The organism is Agrococcus citreus, from assembly GCF_039527715.1.
In the GTDB taxonomy this organism is placed as follows: domain Bacteria; phylum Actinomycetota; class Actinomycetes; order Actinomycetales; family Microbacteriaceae; genus Agrococcus; species Agrococcus citreus.
The window spans coordinates 590,597-609,226 of record NZ_BAAAKK010000001.1; the positions used below are offsets into that span (position 1 = coordinate 590,597).

Here is an 18,630-nt window from a genome sequence, read left to right on the forward strand (position 1 = left end):
GGTAGGATGGTCCCGACGGCACACGACGGGGGACACGACCATGCCCGGCTTCTTCGGCAACGCAGCATCGCACTGGTGGATCATCCTCATCATCGTCATCCTCGTGTTCGGTGCCGCGAAGCTGCCGGCGCTCGCGCGCAGCATCGGCCAGTCGGTCAACATCCTGAAGAAGGAAGTGAAGAGCGACGGCACGCTGAAGGACGAGGCGGCGACCACCGAGACCGACGGCTCCACGTCGACCACCGACCGGAAGTAGCGCATGGCCCGTCCCGGGCGCACCGCGAACCCTGAGGGCCGGATGGCGCTCGCCGGACACCTCCGGGAGTTCAAGCGGCGCTTCTACATCGCCGGCATCGCGCTCATCGCGTGCGCGATCGTCGGGTTCTTCCTCGCGTCGCCGGTGCTCCAGGTGCTGAGCGCACCGCTCATCGAGCTGCGCGCGCAAGGGCTCCCCGTCGAGCTCAACATCACGAACGTGACGCAGGCGTTCGACGTGCAGATGCGCATCGGCTTCATGCTCGGCATCATCATGTCGAGCCCGATCTGGCTGTGGCAGCTGCTCGCGTTCATCGTGCCCGCGCTCCGCACGATCGAGCGCCGCTACGTCTTCGGCTTCGTCGGCGCGGCGGTGCCGCTCTTCGTCGGCGGCTGCCTGACCGGCTGGTACGTGCTGCCGCGCATCATCGGGCTGTTCGTCGGCTTCACGCCGGATGGCCTCACCGCGTTCCTCGGCGCCCAGGACTACTGGGACTTCTCGTTCAAGCTCGTCTTCGCGGTGGGCGTGGCCTACGTGCTCCCCGTCATCGTCGTCTTCCTCAACCTCGCGGGCATCGTCTCGGGCGCCGCGATCATCAAAGGCTGGCGCTGGGCGGTGCTCGCGGCGACGCTGTTCGGCGCCTTCGTGACGCCCGCGGGCGAGGTGCTCAGCATGTTCATCATCGCCGTGCCGATGGTCGTGCTCTACTTCGCGGCAGCGGGTGTCGCGCTGCTCGTCGACCGCCGCCGCCGCAAGCGCGCCGCCGCAGAGATCGGAGAGGACGCGACATGAGCCACGCCACGGATGCCTTCGCGCGCGCGATGCCCTTCGGGCTCGACCCCTTCCAGCGGGAGGCGTGCGAGGCGATCGAGGCCGGCTCGAGCGTGCTCGTCGCCGCGCCGACGGGCGCCGGCAAGACCGTCGTCGCCGAGTTCGCCATCCACATGACCATGGAGGCGCCCACCGGCCGCGTCTTCTACACGACGCCCATGAAGGCGCTCTCCAACCAGAAGCACCGCGAGCTCACCGAGGTCTACGGGGCCGCATCCGTCGGCCTCCTCACCGGCGACACCTCGATCAACGGCGACGCCCGCATCGTCGTCATGACCACCGAGGTGCTGCGCAACATGCTCTACGAGGGCCGTGACCTCTCGGCGCTCGAGTACGTCGTGATGGATGAGGTGCACTACCTCGCGGACCGGTTCCGCGGCGCCGTGTGGGAGGAGGTCATCATCCACCTCCCGCGCCACGTGCGCCTCGTCTCGCTCTCGGCGACCGTCTCGAACGCCGAGGAGTTCGGCGCGTGGCTCGACGCGGTGCGCGGCGACACGAGCGTGATCGTGAGCGAGCACCGACCGGTCCCGCTCGACGCGCACGTGCACATCCGCGGCCGCCTCGTCGACCTCTTCGACTCGAAGGCGGGGGAGGAGTCGCACAAGCCCGGGCGCGAGCTCGTCGAGCTCGCGCGCGGCAGCGACCTCGCCGACTCCGCCGCGCACGGGCACCGCGACCGCGGCGGCCACAACCGCTACCGGTCGCGGCGCCCCCAGAAGGGCGGCCGACGGCCGAACGGGCCTGGCCGCGGCGGCTTCGGCAACCGCGTCGACCGCGTCGAGCTCATCCGGATGCTCGACCAGCGCGACATGCTGCCGGCGATCGACTTCATCTTCTCGAGAGCCGGCTGCGACGCGGCCGTCGAGCAGGTCGTCGCGGGCGGGGTGCGGCTCACGACCCCGGAGGACCGGGCGGAGATCCGCGCGATCGTCGACGAGCGCACGCGGCTGCTCGACGACGCCGACCTCGCCGTGCTCGGCTACTACGAGTGGCTCGACGGCCTCGAGCGGGGCGTCGCCGCGCACCACGCGGGACTCCTGCCGGTGTTCAAGGAGGTCGTCGAGGAGCTCTTCCGCGCGCGGCTCGTCAAGGTGGTCTTCGCGACCGAGACGCTCGCGCTCGGCATCAACATGCCCGCGCGCACCGTCGTGCTCGAGCAGCTCGAGAAGTTCAACGGCGAGGCGCGCGTGCGCATCACCCCGGGCGAGTACACGCAGCTCACCGGGCGAGCCGGGCGCCGCGGGATCGACACCGAGGGCCACGGCGTCGTCATCTGGAACGGCAACCTGCAGCCGGTCGAGGTCGCGTCGCTCGCCTCCCGCCGCACGTACCCACTGCACTCGAGCTTCCGGCCGACGTACAACATGGCCGTCAATCTCGTCGACCGGCTCGGCGTCGTCGGCACGCGCGAGGTGCTCGAGACCTCGTTCGCGCAGTTCCAGGCCGACCGCTCCGTCGTGCAGCTCGCCCGCCGGGTCGTCGACCAGCGCGCGAGCCTCGCGGGCTACGAGGCGTCGATGACGTGCCACCTCGGAGACTTCTCCGAGTACGCGGCGCTCCGCCGCCAGCTCACCGACCTCGAGCGCGACGACCAGCGGCAGGGCGTGAGCCACGGCGAGCACGAGCGGCTGCAGCGCGACCTCAAGCGCGTGCGCGCGGCGATGCGCGCGCATCCGTGCCACGCGTGCCCGGAGCGCGAGCAGCACGCCCGCTGGGGCGAGCGCTACTGGCGCCTGCGCCGTGACATCGAGAAGGCCGAGCGCCAGATCGACCGCCGCACGGGGCAGATCGCCGAGCGCTTCGACCGCATCACCGAGATCCTCCGCGAGCTCGGCTACCTCGAGCAGCACGAGCAGGGCGAGCGCGTGTCGGCCGCCGGCGACGTGCTGCGCCGCATCTACGGCGAGCGCGACCTGCTCACCGCGGAGAGCCTGCGGCGGGGTCTGTGGAACGGGCTCGACGCGCCAGCCCTCGCTGCGATGGGATGCGCGCTCGTCTTCGAGGGCAGGCGCGACGACGGCATGCTGCCCGAGCGGATGCTGCCGAAGGGCCCCTTCCTCGACGCGCTCGACGCGACCCAGCGGCTCTGGTCGCAGCTCGACGACCTCGAGCAGGACCACCGGCTGCCGGGCACGCTGCCGCTGCAGACGGGGCTGACGCTCGCGATGCACCGGTGGGCGCGCGGCTACCCGCTCGAGGGCGTGCTGAGCGACACCGAGCTCGCCGCCGGCGACTTCGTGCGCTGGACGAAGCAGACGATCGACGTGCTCGAGCAGGTCGAGCAGGTCGCGCCGAAGCGGCTCTCGCGCACCGCGGGCGAGGCGGTCGAGCGCATCCGCCGCGGCGTGGTCGAGGCATCCGGGTCGGCCCTGTGACCGCGACGACCGCTCGCACCTCCTCGACCGCGCGCCTGCGGGGACGCGCGCCGCTGCCGCTCGCCTACGCGTGGGCCGCGGCCATCCTCGGCGGAGCGATCCTGCCGTTCGCGTTCCAGCCCTTCGACTGGTGGTTCCTCGTCGTGCCCGCCGTCGCGCTCGCGCTCGTGTCGCTCCGCGGCCGCTCGCTGCCCTCCGCGTTCTGGCTCGGCTTCGTCACGGGTGCCGTCTTCTTCCTGCTGCACATCCAGTGGATCACCGTCTACCTCGGCGCCGTGCCGCTCGTCGCGCTCACGGCGTGGATGGCGGTGTGGTGGGGGCTCGGCGGCATCGCGCTCGCACTGGCGTGGCGCTGGGGAGAGCCGCGCATGCAGGGGGCGCTGGGCGCCTTCCTCGGCATGCCCGCGCTGCTCGGCGCCGTCTGGACGCTGCGCGAGTCGCTCTCGTCGAGCGTGCCGTGGGGCGGCTTCGCGTGGGGCAGGCTCGCGCATACGCAGGCGTCGAGCCCGCTCGCCGACACGACGAGCTGGGTCGGGTTCGCGGGGCTCACGTTCGTGCTGGCCGCGCTCTCGGCGCTGCTCGCGCAGCTCGTGCTGCAGCACCGCCGGATGGCGCGCCGACGCCTGACGATCGCTGCCGCGGCGCTCATCGCGGTCGTCGCGATCCCGGCGTTCCCGGTCGAGGCGACCGGCAGCATCCGCGTCGGCGCCGTGCAGGGGGCGAGCGAGGCAGGGCTCCTCGCGCCGTACACGCGCGGAGAGATCCTGCAGGAGCACGTCGACGCGACGCGGCTGCTCGCGGGGGAGGAGCTCGACCTGCTCGTCTGGCCCGAGAACGCCGCCGAGTTCTACGCCGACGAGGACCCGGCGACGATGGCCGCGCTCGACCTCGTCGCCTCGACGTTCGACGCGCCCCTCGTCGTGGGCTCGGTGACGCGCGACGGCGAGGACACCTACAACGCGCTGCTCCAGGTCGAGCCGGGGGAGGGCGCGGTCGCGGAGTACCGCAAGCGGCACCCCGTGCCCTTCGCGGAGTACCTGCCGGAGCGGTGGCTGTTCGCGCCCATCCTCGACGCGCTCGGGTTCCTCGAGCTCATCCCGCGGGACTTCTCGGTCGACCCCTCGAGCGCGAACGCGTTCGACGTCGCCGGCACGACCGCGGGCGTCGCCATCTGCTTCGACATCATCGACGACCACCTCGCCCGAGAGATGGTCTCGGAGCACGGCGCCGAGATCATCCTCGCGCCGACGAACAACGCCGACTTCGGCCGCGGCTCGGCCGAGAACGTGCAGCAGCTCGCGATCGCGCAGCTGCGCGCGGTCGAGGCGGGGCGCGCCCTCGTGAACATCTCGACCGTCGGCACGAGCGCGATGGTGCTGCCCGACGGCACGGTGCTCGATCGCCTGCCCCAGTACGAGCCGGGCGCGATGCTCGAGGAGCTGCCGCTCTCGACGACCGTCACCCCCGGCATCCGTCTGGGAGCATGGATCGACGCGGCGCTGTGCATCGGCGCCGTCCTCGCGCTCGCAGGCCTCGCGCTGGCCGGCCGTGCGGACCGTCACCGCAACGATCGAAGGAGAGCGGATGCCTGACGTGATGATCGTCGTGCCCACGTACGACGAGGTCGACGGGCTCGAGCGCACCGTCGGCCGGCTCCGCCAGTCGGTGCCGCACGCCGAGCTCGTCATCATCGACGACGGCAGCCCTGACGGCACGGGCGAGCTGGCCGATCGGCTCGCGAAGGCCGATGCCGGCACGCTCGTCATCCACCGCACGGAGCGCGGCTACCGCTCCGCGGTGATCGAGGGCATCCGCTTCGCCATGGCGCGCGGCGCGACCAAGGTGGTCGTCACCGACGCCGACGGCTCCTACGACGCCGACGGGCTGCCCGAGCTGCTCGCGGTCTCGGCGAGCGGCGTCGACCTCGTGATCGGCTCCCGCTTCGTCGAGGGCAGCGACGTGCGCAACATGAGCCGACGCCGGCGGCTGTCGTCGCGTGTGGGCAACGCCTACGCACGCGGCCTGCTCGCGACGAACGTGCAGGACCTCACGAGCTCGCTGCGCGTCTACCGCACGCGCATCCTCGAGCAGATCGACCTCGACGCGATCCAGGTCGACGCGTACGCGTTCCAGATCGCGATGGCCGTGCGGGTCGCGCAAGCGGGCGGCACGATCGCCGAGGTGCCGATCGGCTTCATCGAGCGAGCGGTCGGCGCCTCGAAGATGCGCCTGGCAGAGGAGCTCGGCGCGCTCACCGCGGTCACGAAGTGGTCGCTCTCGGGCGTGCGCGCCCTGCCCAAGGCGCCGCGCTGACAGCTCGCCGAGTGGCGCCTTCGGCACCTGACTGGCGCCTCCCGCACCTGAGTGGCGCCTCCCGCACCTGACTGGCGCCTCCCGCACCTGAGTGGCGCCTCCCGCACCTGAGTGGCGCCTCCCGCACCTGAGTGGCGCCTCCCGCACCTGACTGGCGCCTCCCGCGCCTGACTGGCGCCTCCCGCACCTGAATGGCGCCTCCCGCACGTGAGAGGCGCCTCCCGCACCTGACTGGCGCCTCCCGCACCTGAGTGGCGCCTCCCGCACCTGAGTGGCGCCTCCCGCACCTCAAGGGTCCGCGTGAAGCGAGCGGCCGAAGAAAACCGCCAGTCACACGCGGTAGGCGCCACTCACCGCCGGAAGCCGCCACTCACCCGCGCAAGGCGCCAGTCGGCGCGGGACTGACCACTCAGGTGCGGGAGTGACCACTCAGGCCCGGGCGTGACCACTCAGGGAGGGAGGCGGTCAGAGGAGGGGGAGGGCCAGGTCGCAGCGGTCGGTCACGATGCCATCGACGCCGAGGGCGAGCAGCTCGCGCATCTCGGACTCGTCGTTGATCGTCCAGACGTGCACCTCGACGCCCGCCCGCTGGAACGCCGCGACGCTGCGCTCGGTGACGATCTCGATGCCCTTCGCGCGGCGCGGCACCTGCAGGGCGACGACGGGCTCGAGGATGCGTCGCAGCCGGCCCTGCAGACCAAGCCGCTGCGCCACGATCGCCTGCGCGACGATCGACTGCGACGCGCTCGTCGCCACCTCCGGGAGCAGCTCCTGCGCCTGCTTGCGACGGCGCTCCGAGAACGACGTGAGCAGCACGCGCTCGACGGCCTTCGCCTCGACGACCGCCCGCACGGCCGGCACGACCGACGCATCCGACTTCATGTCGATGTTCCAGTGCGCGTCAGGCAAGGCGAGCAGCGCCTCCCGCAGCCCCGGTACGCGCTCGCCTTGACCCAGGTCGATCTGCTGCAGGTCGCGCCACAGCGTGCGCTCGATCACCACGTCGGTGCCGGCGACGCGATCGAGCCCCGGGTCGTGCGCGAGGACGGCGACGCCATCGGCGGTCGCGTGCGCGTCGGTCTCGAGGAACGTCGCACCGGCGTCGACCGCCGCGATGAACGCGAGCATCGTGTTCTCCGGCGCCGCGAGGGCGAGCCCGCGATGCGCGAGCACCCTCGGCGGCGCCGGAGACAGGAACGGGCTCACGCCCGGGGAGCGCCGCCGTCGTCGGGAGCGCCCGGCTGGCCGCTCAGGTCGGTGCCCTCGTCGGCGCTCGATCGGGGCGCCTCCGCGGCCGCCTCCCTGGCGGTCTCGATGGCCTCGCTGTAGTCGGTGCCCGGCGTCTCGTCGGCGAGCGACGTGCTCGACGACACGTTGTCGATGCGGCCGGCGTCCTTCGGGTCGATGCCGCTCGCCTGCAGGGTCTCGGCGATCGAGGGCACCTCGACGTCGCTCACCGAGTCGGCCTGGAAGGTCTCGTCGAGGATCGAAGGCTCCGCGGCGTCGGAGTGCTTGCCCTTCGGCTTCGAGAACGGCACCTCGGCGCGGCCCTCGAGGAACCCGCGGCTGACGCTCTGCAGCGCCTCCGTGAGCTCGGACGGGATGATCCACAGCTTGTTCGCGTCGCCCTCGGCGAGCTTCGGGAGCGTCTGCAGGTACTGGTAGGCCAGCAGCTTCTCGTCGGCATCGCCTTCGTGGATGGCGGCGAAGACGCGCTCGATGGCCTCCGACTCACCCTTGGCGAGCAGCACCTGTGCCTCGGCGTCACCCTTGGCGCGCAGCACCTGGGCCTTCGCCTGACCCTCGGCCCGCAGGATCTCCGACTGGCGGAGACCCTCCGCCTCGAGGATCTGCGACTGCTTCGAGCCCTCTGCGGTGAGGATCGCGGCGCGGCGGTCGCGCTCGGCGCGCATCTGCTTCTCCATCGAGTCCTGGATGGAGTGGGGCGGGTCGATCGCCTTGAGCTCGACGCGGCCGACGCGCAGGCCCCATTTGCCGGTCGCCTGGTCGAGCACGTTGCGCAGCTGGCCGTTGATCGTGTCGCGGCTCGTGAGCGCCTCTTCGAGGTTCATGCCACCGACCACGTTGCGGAGCGTCGTCGTGGTGAGCTGCTCGACCGCCGAGAGGTAGTCGGCGATCTCGTAGGTCGCGGCGCGCGCGTCGGTGACCTGGAAGTAGACGACCGTGTCGATCGACACGACGAGGTTGTCCTCGGTGATGACGGGCTGTGGCGGGAACGACCGCACCTGCTCGCGCATGTCGACGTGGTACGAGACCCGGTCGATGAACGGCACGAGGAAGTTGAGGCCGGGCTGCAGCACGCGGTGGAAGCGACCGAGCCGCTCGACCACGCCCGTGAAGCCCTGCTTGATGATGCGGATCGCCCTGAACAGCGTGACGAGCACGAAGAGGACGACCAGGATCACGACGATGAGCAGGAACGCTCCGAGGATGAATTGTCCGTCGAACGGCATTGATGCTTCCTTCGGGTTATCGCTGGGCGGGGACGACGATGGCCGTCGCCCCTTCGATGGCGGTGACGAGGATGCGCTCGCCGACGTCGGGATCGCGCGGCTGCACGGCGGGGGAGAGGCGGGCGGTCCAGACGTCGCCGTTCGCGAGCGTCACCTCGCCGGCGCCGCGCACGAACGAGCGCGTCACCTCCCCGGCCATGCCCAGCAGGGCCTCGATGCCCTGCTTGTTGACCTCGCCCGATTCCTGCAGCCGCTCGAGCAGCCTCGGGCGCACGAGGAACAGCAGCAGCAGCGCCGCGGCCGACGCGATCAGGATCTGGGCCCACCACTCGAGGCCCGTGATGCTCGAGACGAGCCCGACCGTCGAGGCCAGGCCGATCATCAGGAACGTGAACTCGAGCGTGACCATCTCGATGATGAAGCACACGAGTGCCACCACGAGCCACACGACCCACGCGTACTGGACGAGATCCACGACCCCAGCATAGGGAGCGGATGCTGTGACGCGGCGCGGCACGCACGTCGCGGCCCGGGGCCGTCGCGCGGCGTGGCAGTAGTGTCGTCGCGAACGAAGGAGCACTCGTGCCAGACCACGCCCCCGATCACGCAACCGGCCACTCCGCCGGCCCCCTCGAGCCAGGCTCGCTCACGGGCCGCACGGCCCTCGTCACCGGCTCGAGCCGCGGCATCGGCGCCGCGACCGTCGCGCTGCTGGCCGCAGCCGGAGCCGACGTCGTCGTCAACTACCGCGCGAAGGCGCCTCGAGCCGAGAAGGTCGTCGCAGCGGCGCGCGACCAGGGCGTCGAGGCGATCGCCGTGCAGGCCGACCTCACCGACGGCGAGAGCGTGGCCGCCATGTTCGAGGCCGCTCGCGCGCGCTTCGGTCGGCTCGACATCCTCGTCATGAACGCCTCGGGCGGCATGGAGAGCGGCATGGGCGAGGACTACGCCATGCGCCTCAACCGCGACGCGCAGGTCGCGCTGCTCGACGCGGCGCTGCCGGTCCTGCGCGACGGCGCACGCGTCGTGTTCGTCACGAGCCACCAGGCCCACTTCATCCGCACGACCCCGACGATGCCCGAGTACGAGGCCGTCGCGCGCTCGAAGCGTGCGGGCGAGGACGCACTGCGCGAGCGGATCCCGGCGCTCCGCGAGCGGGGCATCGAGCTCGTCGTCGTCTCCGGCGACATGATCGAGGGCACCATCACCGCGACGCTGCTCGAGCGCGCCAACCCCGGCGCGATCGCGAGCCGCCGCGAGGACGCCGGCAAGCTGTACAACGTCGAGGAGTTCGCGCGAGAGGTCGCGCTCGCCGCCGTCGAGCCGGTGCCGGGCGACAGCACGCGCCTGGTCGGCGACGTCGCCGGCTTCGGCGACGCCGAGGGCACGGTTCGCTGATGCGAGCCGAGGACATCGAGCGGCTCGTCTCGCTCTCGAGGCCCGCCGTGCACCCGAGCGGCGCGTGGGCGATCGTCGCCACGAGCCGCCCGAGCCTGCGGGCGAACCGCAACGTCGGCCAGCTGTGGCGCGTCGACCTCGCCGACGGCGTCCGACACCGGATCAGCGGCGGCGTCGCCGATCGCGCACCGCAGCTGACGCCCGCGGGCGACACCGTGCTGTTCCTCCGAACCGATGCCGCCGGCAAGCCGCAGGTGTGGGCGATGCGCGCCGACGGCGGCGAGCCCGTGCAGGCGACCGCCGTCGACGGCGGCGTCGACGAGTTCGCGATCGCGCCCGACGGCGACCGGATCGCGTTCACCTCGACGATCGTCGAGCCGGGTCGGTACGGCTCGGTCGAGGGCCTCGACGCGGCGCACGAGTCGCCCCGGCTCATCACGCGCAACCGCAACCTCGCGAACGGCACCGGCAGCCTCGTCGGCCGCCACACGCACGTGTTCGTGGCCCCGATGCCCGACCTCGACGGCGAGCCCTTCTACGAGCGCGCGCCGCATCCCCACGACGGTCCGTCGACGCGCGACGACATGCCGCGCGCCGCCGAGGCGACGCAGCTGAGCCACGGCGAGTTCGACCACCGCGCTCCGGTCTTCTCGAGCGACGGCCGCCGCGTGCTGTGCGTCACCGCGCGCCACGCGACCCGCGACGACGACCTCGTGAACGCGGTCGTCGAGTTCGACGCCGACACCGCGTCGGGCGAGCCGCACATCATCCTGTCGTCGCGAGCCGGCCTCGCGGTCGACCAGGTGCAGCCGACGCCCGACGGCGGCTTCGTGCTGCTCGCCCAGCACATGGGCGAGTCGGGCCGCGACTTCGTCGCCCGCAGCACGCAGCTGCTCGTGCTCGAGCAGCCCGGCGCACACCCGGAGGAGGTCACCGACGAGTCGACCGACCTCGGCGAGGGCGGCAGCCACGCGACCGTCGTCGACGACGGCGTGCTCGTGCAGGAGCGCCGGCGCGGCCGAGTGCGCCTGCTGCACGTCACCGGCGGCGGCACCAAGGAGCTCATCGGCGGCGACCTCGAGGTGATCGGCCACGGCGTCGGCTCCGGCGTGACGGTCGCGACCGTCGCGACGCCGACCTCCGCAGGCGAGGTGGCAGTGCTCGACGACCGCGGCGTGACCGTCGTGACCGACTTCGGCGCAGCGCTGGCCGAGACCGGCATCGTCGAGCCCATCGAGCACGAGCTGCCCACCCGCGACGGCGGCACCGTGCACGGCTGGGTCTTCGTGCCCGAGGGCCCCGGCCCGCACCCCGTGCTGCTGAACATCCACGGCGGGCCGTTCGCGCAGTACGGCGTGGGCGTCTTCGACGAGGCGCAGGTCGCGGTCGCCGCGGGCTATGCCGTGCTGCAGTGCAACCCGCGCGGCTCGGCCGGCTACGGCCGCGAGCACGGCCTCGCGATCCGCCAGTCGATGGGCACCGTCGACCTGCACGATGTGCTCGACTTCCTCGATGGCGCGATCGCCGCGCACGACGAGCTCGACGGCGACCGGCTCGGCATCATGGGCGGCTCCTACGGCGGCTACCTCACGGCGTGGACGATCGCGCACGACCACCGCTTCGCGGCGGCGATCGTCGAGCGCGGCTTCCTCGATCCGGAGTCGTTCGTCGGCACGAGCGACATCGGCTGGTTCTTCGGCGGCGAGTACTCCGGCACCGACGCGGATGCCGTGCGCGCGCAGAGCCCGATGGCGCGCGTCGGCGACGTGACGACACCGACGCTCGTCGTGCACTCCGAGGAGGACTGGCGCTGCCCGCCCGAGCAGGCGCAGCGGTACTGGTCCGCGCTCAAGCGCCAGGGCGTCGAGACGGCGCTGCTGCTGTTCCCCGGCGAGAACCACGAGCTCACGCGCGCCGGGCAGCCCCGGCACCGCGTCGAGCGCTTCGAGCACGTGCTGCGCTGGTGGGCGAAGCACCTCCCGACGGCGCAGAACCACGCCTGACGGACCCACGATGATCGGCGACAGCCCGCTCGTGCAGGTCGCGCAACGCGCGGTCGACCTCGAGCGGGCTGCCGCCTTCTACGCCCGGCTCCTCGACGTGCCGGTCGCCGCTGCGTTCGATCCGCCGGGGCTCGCGTTCCTCGTGCTCGGCGACACCCGGCTGCTGCTCGAGCGGGGAGCGCCGTCGGCGCTGCTCTACTTCGCCGTCGACGACCTCGACGCGCGCGTCGAGGGGCTGCGCGCATCCGGCGTCACGATCGTGACGGAGCCGCACACGATCTTCGGGCACGCGGACGCGACGCTCGGCCCCGCCGGCACGGAGGAGCGCATGGCGTTCATCGCCGACAGCGAGGGCAACACCGTCGCGCTGGTCGAGCACCGTCCGGGCGGTCGCGACGACGCTGCGCGAACGACGCCCGGGGAAGACTCCTAGGGACGACTCCTCGGGGGACGGCTCCTAGGTCATCGCGCCGCTCTCGGCGTCGACCGCCTTGAAGACGCGATCGCGCGCCGCCGTGTCGATGAGGCCGAGGCGATGCACGATGCGCGCCGCGTCGTCGTAGGTGCTGTGGAAGCGGATGCCCGCCGCCTCGAGCTGCGCGCGATCGTCGCCCGTGATCGGCACGACCTCGTGGATGAGCACCGCGACGACGAAGTCGGGCCCGCGCCGCAGCATCTCGGCGCCCACCTGCGCGTCGGCCTGCCCGCTGTCGCCCAGGAACATGAAGCGGCACTCGGGGAAGAGCATGCGCTCGCGCTCGAAGTTCTGGAGCTTGCGCTCCTTGATCGACGCCTTCGTGAACAGGTTGAGGAACGAGCCGCCCAGCACCGAGTGGGGCGGGAGCCCGAGCCCCGAGAGCCCGTTCCGCGTGTACTGCTCGATGAGGCCCTTCGGCCCCTCGGGACGCGCGGTGACGAAGGTGAGGTCGCCCGGTCGCGACGGCTCGGCCGCGCGCCCGGCGTCGAGGGCGATGAGCAGCTCGACGACGCCCGGGTAGACCTTGCCGCGCGGGTAGCGGTCGTCGTGCAGCATCGCGCGCACGGTGTCGTCGATGTCGCACAGGATGCGCAGATCGTGCGACGGCGCGATCTCGGCCTCGGCCGCGATGTGCGCGAGCACGACCTCGCGGTCGGCCTCGGTGAGGCGCTCGAAGACGACGTGCTCGAGGTCGTGGCGGTCGCCGGTCGCGTTGAGCAGGTACTTCATGTCGCGGAACTCGCTGCCCGAGAGCGAGACGAGCGTCGAGCGGATGCCCGCCGAGATCACCGGGTTCGGCGCGAGCCGGCGCAGCGCGTGCACGACGCGCGCGCGCATCGCGGGGCTCAGCTCGTCGACACGTTGCTCGCACAGCAGCTGCACGAGCTCGCGGCGCTCGTCGCGGCGGAGGATGCCGGTGATGCGGTTGCCCGAGATCGTCGCGACGGTGCGATCGAGGTCGCTCTGCCCGAGCAGTGCTTCGAGCGAGCCGACGGGGGTCGCCCGCAGCTCGGTGAGGGATGGCGTGGGGTTCACACTGGCGATCCTGTCACCCGAACGCGAAGTGCGCCGACATCGATGCGCGCGTCGAGCCGCGCGACGCGGCCGACGGCGTCGCCGTCGAGCTGCACCGGCAGGGCCGCGTCGACCGCCCCGAGGGTCACGCGGCTCGTGCGGCGATGGCGCAGGACGCCCTCGGCGCGCGCGATGCCGGCACCCGCAGCGGCGATGCGTCCCCAGTGCGCCAGGCGCAGCGGGCTCACGGTCGCGACGTGGAGCATCCCGTCATCGAGGCGCGTGCCTGGCAGCACCTGCAGTCCCGCCGGGATGCGCGCGGCGTTGTGCACGAGCACGCTCCACGCGTGCGCCGACTCCACCGGCCCGCCGTCGAAGCGGCCCCGCACGGCGAAGCTCGGCCGGCCAAGCCGACGCGCGCCCGCAGCGACGTAGGCCGTCCAGCCGACGCGGCGCTTCGCGCGCAGCGACGACGCCTCCACGGCGAGCGCGTCGTTGCCGACGCCGACCACGACGAGGAACGGCCGCTCGGGCTCGTGCGTGCCGTCGGCGCGCGTGAGCACGACGCGCCCGAGGTCGACGAGCGCGGTCGCGCCGGCGACGGCGACGCGCGCTGCCGCGCCGACGTCGCGCAGCGGCAGCTCGAGGTTGCGCGCGAACAGGTTGGCCGTGCCGGCGGGCACGATGCCGAGCGGTACCCCGGTGTGGGCGAGCACGCTCGCCACCTCGCGGACGGTGCCGTCCCCGCCGATCGCCACGACCGCATCCGCGCCGGTCGAGAGCGCGTCGCGCGCCTGCGCCGCGCCGTCGTCGCTCAGCGTCGTCGGCTCGACGCGCACGTCGACGCCGCGGCTCGCGGCCTCCCTCAGCACCGCGTCGACGGCGCGCTCGAAGCCTCGGGCGGTCGGATTGCCGATGACGACGAGCTCTGGCACGCGGCCAGGCTAGCGAGCGGCGGAGCGGGGCTCGTCGATCGAGAGGCGCACCCCGAGCCACGCCGCCATCGCCTCGAGCTCGTCGTCGACGGCGCGGCGCTGGCACGCGTCGGCGTCGACGTCCCAGTGGATGCGCGCGACGCGCAGTGCGCCGACGTCGCGATCGGTGCGCGCATCGACCTTGCCGATGAGGCGATCGCCGTCGAGGATCGGCAGCGCGTGCACGCCCCACCGCCGCTTCGCTGCGGGGGTGTACTGCTCGAGCGCGTATTGGAACCCCCACAGGTCGACCATGCGGCGCCGATCGGCGATGAGGCGGTCGAGCGGCGACAGCAGCGCCACTCTGCCGACGAAGTCGGCCGCCGTCGCCTCGGGATCGAGCCGCCAGGTGCCGCGCATCCCCTCAATCCGCACGGGCTCGCCGGTGTCGCCGAGGTGGGTCGCGCGCTCGATGCCGTTCGCGCGCAGCCAGCGCTCCCGCCACGTCACCCACGCCTCATCGACGGCGGCGAGGTCGACCTCCGGCAGCACGCGCTCCGCGAGCTCCCAAATGCGCGACTGACCGATGCGCTCGGCGACCACGACCTCGCCCCGGACCTGCAGCAGCTCGAGCAGCATCGCGACGTCGCGCCCGGTGTTCCAGCCGCTCGAGCGGTACGGCGCGTCGACGGTGTCGTCGATCTCGGACTGGGGGAGCGGCCCGTCGAGCCGCAGCTGCTCGAGCACCCGCTCGCGGAACCCGACGTTCGCCTCGAGCCACGCGCGAGCACCCTCCCCGATCGCCGCGGGCTCCCGCCCGATCGCGAGGAGCCAGGGCAGGTCGCGCATCGCCCGGAGCCCGATGGCCCAGGCTGGCATGGGGTGACGGTGCGGCCCGAGGTGCTCGAAGAGCGACTGGTCGACCTCGACCGCCCGCCGCACGGCGTCGAACGCCAGCTCGGGCAGGCGCGTGAAGGCGATGTGCTCGGCCGACGGGCAGACGATGTCGGTCGGGTTCAGCGGCAGCAGGGTCAGCTGCGCGACGACCTCGGCGAGGTCGTCGGAGCCGTCGACGAGCGCGCGGTCGGCGTCGAGCAGCTGCGCGCGCACGGCGATGCGGCGCGCGTCATCGCGCGAGAGGGTGCGGACGGCGGGCGACATGGGGCCGATCGTAGGGCGCGCCGCCGACGCGCGTCAGCCGCCCGCGAGAGGATCCCGGTGTGGAGGAGTTACTTCGCATCGTGCCGGCCAACCTCGCGAGCCCCGGCGACCTCGACGCCGTCTTCGGCGCGCGGGGCGTCGGCGCACGATGCCGGTGCCAGCGATACCGGCTCGCGGTCGGCGAGAGCTTCGGCGCCACGCCGGTCGAGGAGCGCATCGCGCGGCAGATCGACCAGACCGGGGCAGGCGATCCGAGTGCGCCGTCGACGAACGGGATGGTCGCCTACCTCGACGACGAGGCGGTGGGCTGGGCGGCCGTCGCGCCCCGCTCGGAGCATGAGGGCCTCCTGCGCGTCTTCAGCGTGCCGTGGGCGGGCCGCGACGAGGACCGTTCCGATCCTTCCGTCTGGGCCATCACCTGCCTCTTCGTGCGTGCGGGGCATCGCAAGCGGGGGATCAGCCGCGCGCTCGCGGCGGCGGCGGTCCGCTTCGCGGCGGAGCGTGGCGCTCGGGCCGTGGAGGCGTACCCGATCATCACGACCGCCGTGATCGATGAGGAGCTCCACGTCGGCACGGTGCCGACCTTCGCCGCCGCGGGGATGACGCAGGTCTCGCAGCCGACGAAGCGCCGCGTCGTGATGCGCCTCGAGCTCGACTGAACGGCCCGCGGTGGCGGCGATGCCAGGATGGGCGCATGTCAGACATGCGCCGTCGTCTCGAGACCGTCATCGTCGCCGCAGGCCGGCCGCCGCACGTGCCCGGCGCGCCGCTGAACGAGCCGGTGACCTTCGCGAGCTCGTTCGTCGCCGGTGGCGAGCTGGAGTACGCGCGCTATGGCAATCCCACCTGGACGGCGCTCGAAGCGGCGATCGGAGCGCTCGAGGGCGGTGCGTGCGTCTCGTTCGCGAGCGGCATGGCCGCCGTGAGCGCGGTCGTCGGCTTGGTGCCCGCCGGGGGAGCCGTCGTCGTCGCGCGGCACTCGTACCAGCACACGCTCGCGCTGCTCGACGACGGTGCCCGCGCAGGTCGCTTCGAGGTGCGTCGCGTCGACGTGGCCGACGCGGACGCCGTCGAGGCCGCCCTGCCGGGAGCTGCGATGGTCTGGCTCGAGTCGCCCACGAACCCGGCGCTCGAGATCGCCGACATCGAGCGGCTCGCAGCGTCCGCCCGCGCGGCAGGGGCGCTGAGCGTCGTGGACAACACCTTCGCGTCACCGCTGCTGCAGCGGCCGCTCGAGCTCGGTGCCGACATCGTCGTGCACTCGGCGACGAAGCTCATCGCCGGCCACAGCGACGTCGTGCTCGGCGCCGTCGTGACGGGTGACGCAGCGCTGACCGAGCGCATCCGCTCGCACCGCGGCCTGCACGGCGCGATCCCGGGACCCATGGAGGCCTTCCTCACGCTCCGGGGCCTGCGCACCCTCTCGGTGCGGCTCGAGCGCGCCGAGGCGAACGCGCGCGAGCTCGCGCGACGGCTCCAGGATGCGCCCGGCGTCGTCGAGGTGCGCGACCCCGGCTTCGGCACGGTGCTCGCGCTCGTGCTCGAGGATGCCGCTGCCGCAGACCGGGTGGTCGAGCGCGTACGGCTCTGGATCCCAGCCACGAGCCTCGGCGGCGTGGAGTCGCTGCTCGAGCGTCGTCGCCGCTGGGCCACGGAGGCGCCCACGATCCCCGAGGGCCTCATCCGGCTGTCGGTCGGCATCGAGCACATCGACGACCTCGCCGACGACTTGCTGGGCGCGCTCGCCGGAGCGTGAGCGGCCGGGGCCGGCGACCTCAGTGATCGCCGCCTGAGCAGGCGGGGACCGGCCGGGACGGGCGCACTCGCCCAGCGACGGGACGAGCGCTGCTCAGCGCAGGCGCAGGCGCGAGCGCGGCACCACGGTCGCGCCGGCAGCGCGCCAGTCCGACCGCTGCGCCTCGTGCTCGATGGGGGAGAAGGCGGCCTTCGCCGAGCCGAGATCGGTGTGCCGACCGAGCGACGCGCCCGTGCCGTCGACCGCGACGAACTCCTCGAGGCTCTCCTCGACGAAGCCGAGGAAGACCGCGCCCTCGTCGTCGAGCCGGCTGGCGACCCACAGACCGTTGCCCGGCGATGCCCAGGTGATCGTGGGGTCGAGAGGAGCGGCCGTGCGGTGCGGTCTGGCGAGCGTGTCGGTCATGGCAGGCCCCTTCTCGTAGTTCGTTAGTTCGACAATCGAAATGTATCACGATCGAGCGGTATGGTGAGACCGGATGCTCGACGGATGCAGGGGAGGAGCGGGACGATGCACGTGACGACGCACGCGGAGGCGAGCTCCGGCTACTGGTACCCCGAGCACGGCGTGCCCTCGAGCGTCGACGTGCTCAACCTGCTGCGGCGATACCGAGCGGCTGAGGGCGCGATGCGCGCACGGACGTGCTCGTCGATGGGCATGGGGGAGACCGACCTCCTGGCGCTCCGGACGCTGCTCCAGGCGCAGCGGCGCGGCGAGGTGATGCGCCAGCGCGACCTCGCGGCAGCGCTCGATCTCGCCTCGCCCTCGGTGACGGCGCTCGTCGACCGGCTCGCGAAGAGCGGGCACGTGCGCCGCGAGCCGCATCCGCACGACCGCAGGGCGACGATCGTCGTGCCCACGCAGGACACCGACGACGAGGTGCGCTCCACGCTCGGCGCGATGCATCAACGGATGATCGGCGTGATCGATGGCATGGACGAGCCGGAGCGCCGCGCCGTCGCCGAGTTCCTCGCGAGCATGTCGAGCGCGATCGAGCAGGTCGACGAGCACGAGGAGCATCCCGTCGACGCGGCGGTCGCAGGCTGACGCGCATGAGCGCTGATGTCGAGCTGCTGGAGGCCGTCGCCGATCGCCTGCGGCACGACGAGCCCTAGGCTCGGTGCGTGACCTCACGCACGCTCCCCGACGGTGCGACGCTGCGCGCCGCCCGCCCCGGCGACGAGCCGGCCATCCTCGTGCTCATCCAGGCCCTCGCGCTCTACGAGCGAGAGCCGGATGCCGTCGAGAACACCGCGGCGCTGCTCACCGAGACGCTCTTCGGTGACGCGCCCAAGACGTTCGCCCACGTGGTCGAGCGCGACGGGGAGATCGTGGGCATCGCGATCTGGTTCCTCACGTACTCGACCTGGACCGGCACGCACGGGATCTGGCTCGAGGACCTCGTCGTCGACGAGGCGCAGCGCGGCCGCGGCTACGGGCGTGCGCTCATGTCGGCGCTCGCGGCGATCTGCGTCGAGCGCGGCTACCGGCGCTTCGAGTGGACGGTGCTCGACTGGAACGCGCCGTCGATCGGCTTCTACCGCGCGATCGGCGCCGAGCCGCTCGACGAGTGGACGACGCAGCGCCTCACCGGTCGACGTCTCGAGGAGCTCGCCCAGCCGGTCACGCCTCGGGCCTGACCGCGCCGGGGTTC

The 18,630-nt window shown here is 72.6% G+C and carries 19 protein-coding genes; 12 read left to right on the forward strand and 7 right to left on the reverse strand.

Annotated features, from left to right (window positions below; genetic code table 11):
* Positions 1 to 40 precede the first annotated feature (40 nt).
* Genes ABD106_RS02885 through ABD106_RS02905 form a run of 5 tightly spaced genes read left to right on the forward strand, consistent with a single transcriptional unit; the run spans position 41 to position 5,778 of the window.
* A complete protein-coding gene (locus ABD106_RS02885; RefSeq protein WP_343917101.1) occupies positions 41 to 256 on the forward strand; it encodes a twin-arginine translocase TatA/TatE family subunit in 216 nt (71 codons plus the stop codon).
* A 3-nt stretch (positions 257 to 259) separates the two neighbouring features.
* Positions 260 to 1,048, forward strand: coding sequence for a twin-arginine translocase subunit TatC (tatC, locus tag ABD106_RS02890; RefSeq protein WP_343917103.1), 789 nt, complete (start codon positions 260 to 262; stop codon positions 1,046 to 1,048).
* Positions 1,045 to 3,465 carry a DEAD/DEAH box helicase gene (locus tag ABD106_RS02895; RefSeq protein ID WP_343917105.1) on the forward strand — a complete coding sequence of 807 codons (2,421 nt, stop codon included), beginning with the start codon at positions 1,045 to 1,047 and terminating at the stop codon, positions 3,463 to 3,465. Before tatC ends, ABD106_RS02895 begins: the two co-directional genes overlap by 4 nt.
* Positions 3,462 to 5,057 (forward strand): apolipoprotein N-acyltransferase, encoded by a 1,596-nt coding sequence (gene lnt, locus ABD106_RS02900; RefSeq protein ID WP_343917107.1) that lies wholly within the window; start codon positions 3,462 to 3,464, stop codon positions 5,055 to 5,057. The genes ABD106_RS02895 and lnt overlap by 4 nt, the downstream gene beginning before the upstream one ends.
* Positions 5,050 to 5,778 carry a glycosyltransferase gene (locus ABD106_RS02905; RefSeq protein ID WP_343917109.1) on the forward strand — a complete coding sequence of 243 codons (729 nt, stop codon included), beginning with the start codon at positions 5,050 to 5,052 and terminating at the stop codon, positions 5,776 to 5,778. Before lnt ends, ABD106_RS02905 begins: the two co-directional genes overlap by 8 nt.
* A 465-nt stretch (positions 5,779 to 6,243) precedes the next feature.
* Here the strand turns inward: ABD106_RS02905 and ABD106_RS02910 are convergent, their stop codons facing one another.
* From ABD106_RS02910 to ABD106_RS02920, 3 genes are read right to left on the reverse strand one after another with little or no spacing between them, the layout of a single operon-like run.
* The gene (locus ABD106_RS02910; protein WP_343917111.1) at positions 6,244 to 6,984 is read right to left on the reverse strand and encodes a glycerophosphodiester phosphodiesterase family protein; all 741 of its coding nucleotides are present in this window, start codon (positions 6,982 to 6,984) and stop codon (positions 6,244 to 6,246) included.
* Positions 6,981 to 8,252 carry an SPFH domain-containing protein gene (locus ABD106_RS02915; protein WP_343917113.1) on the reverse strand — a complete coding sequence of 424 codons (1,272 nt, stop codon included), beginning with the start codon at positions 8,250 to 8,252 and terminating at the stop codon, positions 6,981 to 6,983. Before ABD106_RS02915 ends, ABD106_RS02910 begins: the two co-directional genes overlap by 4 nt.
* A gap of 16 nt (positions 8,253 to 8,268) precedes the next feature.
* Positions 8,269 to 8,727, reverse strand: coding sequence for an NfeD family protein (locus ABD106_RS02920; protein WP_343917115.1), 459 nt, complete (start codon positions 8,725 to 8,727; stop codon positions 8,269 to 8,271).
* Between the two features lie 107 nt (positions 8,728 to 8,834).
* On the opposite strand from ABD106_RS02920, the gene ABD106_RS02925 reads away from it, so the two are divergent.
* From ABD106_RS02925 to ABD106_RS02935, 3 genes are read left to right on the forward strand one after another with little or no spacing between them, the layout of a single operon-like run.
* Positions 8,835 to 9,650, forward strand: coding sequence for an SDR family oxidoreductase (locus tag ABD106_RS02925; RefSeq protein WP_343917116.1), 816 nt, complete (start codon positions 8,835 to 8,837; stop codon positions 9,648 to 9,650).
* A complete protein-coding gene (locus ABD106_RS02930; RefSeq protein ID WP_343917118.1) occupies positions 9,650 to 11,653 on the forward strand; it encodes a S9 family peptidase in 2,004 nt (667 codons plus the stop codon). The genes ABD106_RS02925 and ABD106_RS02930 overlap by 1 nt, the downstream gene beginning before the upstream one ends.
* 10 nt (positions 11,654 to 11,663) lie before the next feature.
* Complete coding sequence (locus tag ABD106_RS02935; protein ID WP_343917120.1) at positions 11,664 to 12,086, forward strand: VOC family protein; 423 nt, start codon at positions 11,664 to 11,666, stop codon at positions 12,084 to 12,086.
* A gap of 24 nt (positions 12,087 to 12,110) precedes the next feature.
* Here the strand turns inward: ABD106_RS02935 and ABD106_RS02940 are convergent, their stop codons facing one another.
* The 3 genes from ABD106_RS02940 to ABD106_RS02950 are packed head-to-tail and all read right to left on the reverse strand — an operon-like array spanning position 12,111 to position 15,220.
* Complete coding sequence (locus tag ABD106_RS02940; protein ID WP_343917122.1) at positions 12,111 to 13,166, reverse strand: phosphatase domain-containing protein; 1,056 nt, start codon at positions 13,164 to 13,166, stop codon at positions 12,111 to 12,113.
* The gene (locus ABD106_RS02945; RefSeq protein WP_343917124.1) at positions 13,163 to 14,080 is read right to left on the reverse strand and encodes a diacylglycerol/lipid kinase family protein; all 918 of its coding nucleotides are present in this window, start codon (positions 14,078 to 14,080) and stop codon (positions 13,163 to 13,165) included. Before ABD106_RS02945 ends, ABD106_RS02940 begins: the two co-directional genes overlap by 4 nt.
* Before the next feature lie 9 nt (positions 14,081 to 14,089).
* The gene (locus tag ABD106_RS02950; RefSeq protein WP_343917126.1) at positions 14,090 to 15,220 is read right to left on the reverse strand and encodes a DNA glycosylase AlkZ-like family protein; all 1,131 of its coding nucleotides are present in this window, start codon (positions 15,218 to 15,220) and stop codon (positions 14,090 to 14,092) included.
* 59 nt (positions 15,221 to 15,279) lie between these two features.
* On the opposite strand from ABD106_RS02950, the gene ABD106_RS02955 reads away from it, so the two are divergent.
* Together ABD106_RS02955 and ABD106_RS02960 are read left to right on the forward strand one after the other, a co-directional pair.
* The gene (locus ABD106_RS02955) at positions 15,280 to 15,879 is read left to right on the forward strand and encodes a GNAT family N-acetyltransferase (RefSeq protein WP_343917128.1); all 600 of its coding nucleotides are present in this window, start codon (positions 15,280 to 15,282) and stop codon (positions 15,877 to 15,879) included.
* Between the two features lie 35 nt (positions 15,880 to 15,914).
* The gene (locus ABD106_RS02960; RefSeq protein WP_343917130.1) at positions 15,915 to 16,976 is read left to right on the forward strand and encodes a trans-sulfuration enzyme family protein; all 1,062 of its coding nucleotides are present in this window, start codon (positions 15,915 to 15,917) and stop codon (positions 16,974 to 16,976) included.
* 93 nt (positions 16,977 to 17,069) lie between these two features.
* Here the strand turns inward: ABD106_RS02960 and ABD106_RS02965 are convergent, their stop codons facing one another.
* Positions 17,070 to 17,381: a hypothetical protein gene (locus tag ABD106_RS02965; RefSeq protein ID WP_343917133.1), complete on the reverse strand. Its 312-nt coding sequence runs from the start codon at positions 17,379 to 17,381 to the stop codon at positions 17,070 to 17,072.
* 105 nt (positions 17,382 to 17,486) lie between these two features.
* Between ABD106_RS02965 and ABD106_RS02970 the strand changes: the two genes are divergently transcribed.
* Positions 17,487 to 18,023: a MarR family winged helix-turn-helix transcriptional regulator gene (locus ABD106_RS02970; RefSeq protein WP_343917135.1), complete on the forward strand. Its 537-nt coding sequence runs from the start codon at positions 17,487 to 17,489 to the stop codon at positions 18,021 to 18,023.
* A gap of 77 nt (positions 18,024 to 18,100) precedes the next feature.
* Positions 18,101 to 18,616: a GNAT family N-acetyltransferase gene (locus tag ABD106_RS02975; RefSeq protein WP_343917137.1), complete on the forward strand. Its 516-nt coding sequence runs from the start codon at positions 18,101 to 18,103 to the stop codon at positions 18,614 to 18,616.
* The last annotated feature ends 14 nt before the right edge of the window (positions 18,617 to 18,630 follow it).

Bases quoted from the DNA above. Each gene is read 5' to 3' on its own strand.
- tatC (WP_343917103.1), top strand. From the start codon at position 260: ATGGCCCGTCCCGGGCGCACCGCGAACCCTGAGGGCCGGATGGCGCTC.
- ABD106_RS02930 (WP_343917118.1), top strand. From the start codon at position 9,650: ATGCGAGCCGAGGACATCGAGCGGCTCGTCTCGCTCTCGAGGCCCGCC.
- ABD106_RS02970 (WP_343917135.1), top strand. From the start codon at position 17,487: ATGCACGTGACGACGCACGCGGAGGCGAGCTCCGGCTACTGGTACCCC.
- ABD106_RS02965 (WP_343917133.1), bottom strand. From the start codon at position 17,381: ATGACCGACACGCTCGCCAGACCGCACCGCACGGCCGCTCCTCTCGAC.
- ABD106_RS02935 (WP_343917120.1), top strand. From the start codon at position 11,664: ATGATCGGCGACAGCCCGCTCGTGCAGGTCGCGCAACGCGCGGTCGAC.
- ABD106_RS02905 (WP_343917109.1), top strand. From the start codon at position 5,050: ATGCCTGACGTGATGATCGTCGTGCCCACGTACGACGAGGTCGACGGG.
- ABD106_RS02960 (WP_343917130.1), top strand. From the start codon at position 15,915: ATGTCAGACATGCGCCGTCGTCTCGAGACCGTCATCGTCGCCGCAGGC.
- ABD106_RS02885 (WP_343917101.1), top strand. From the start codon at position 41: ATGCCCGGCTTCTTCGGCAACGCAGCATCGCACTGGTGGATCATCCTC.
- ABD106_RS02895 (WP_343917105.1), top strand. From the start codon at position 1,045: ATGAGCCACGCCACGGATGCCTTCGCGCGCGCGATGCCCTTCGGGCTC.
- ABD106_RS02950 (WP_343917126.1), bottom strand. From the start codon at position 15,220: ATGTCGCCCGCCGTCCGCACCCTCTCGCGCGATGACGCGCGCCGCATC.
- ABD106_RS02915 (WP_343917113.1), bottom strand. From the start codon at position 8,252: ATGCCGTTCGACGGACAATTCATCCTCGGAGCGTTCCTGCTCATCGTC.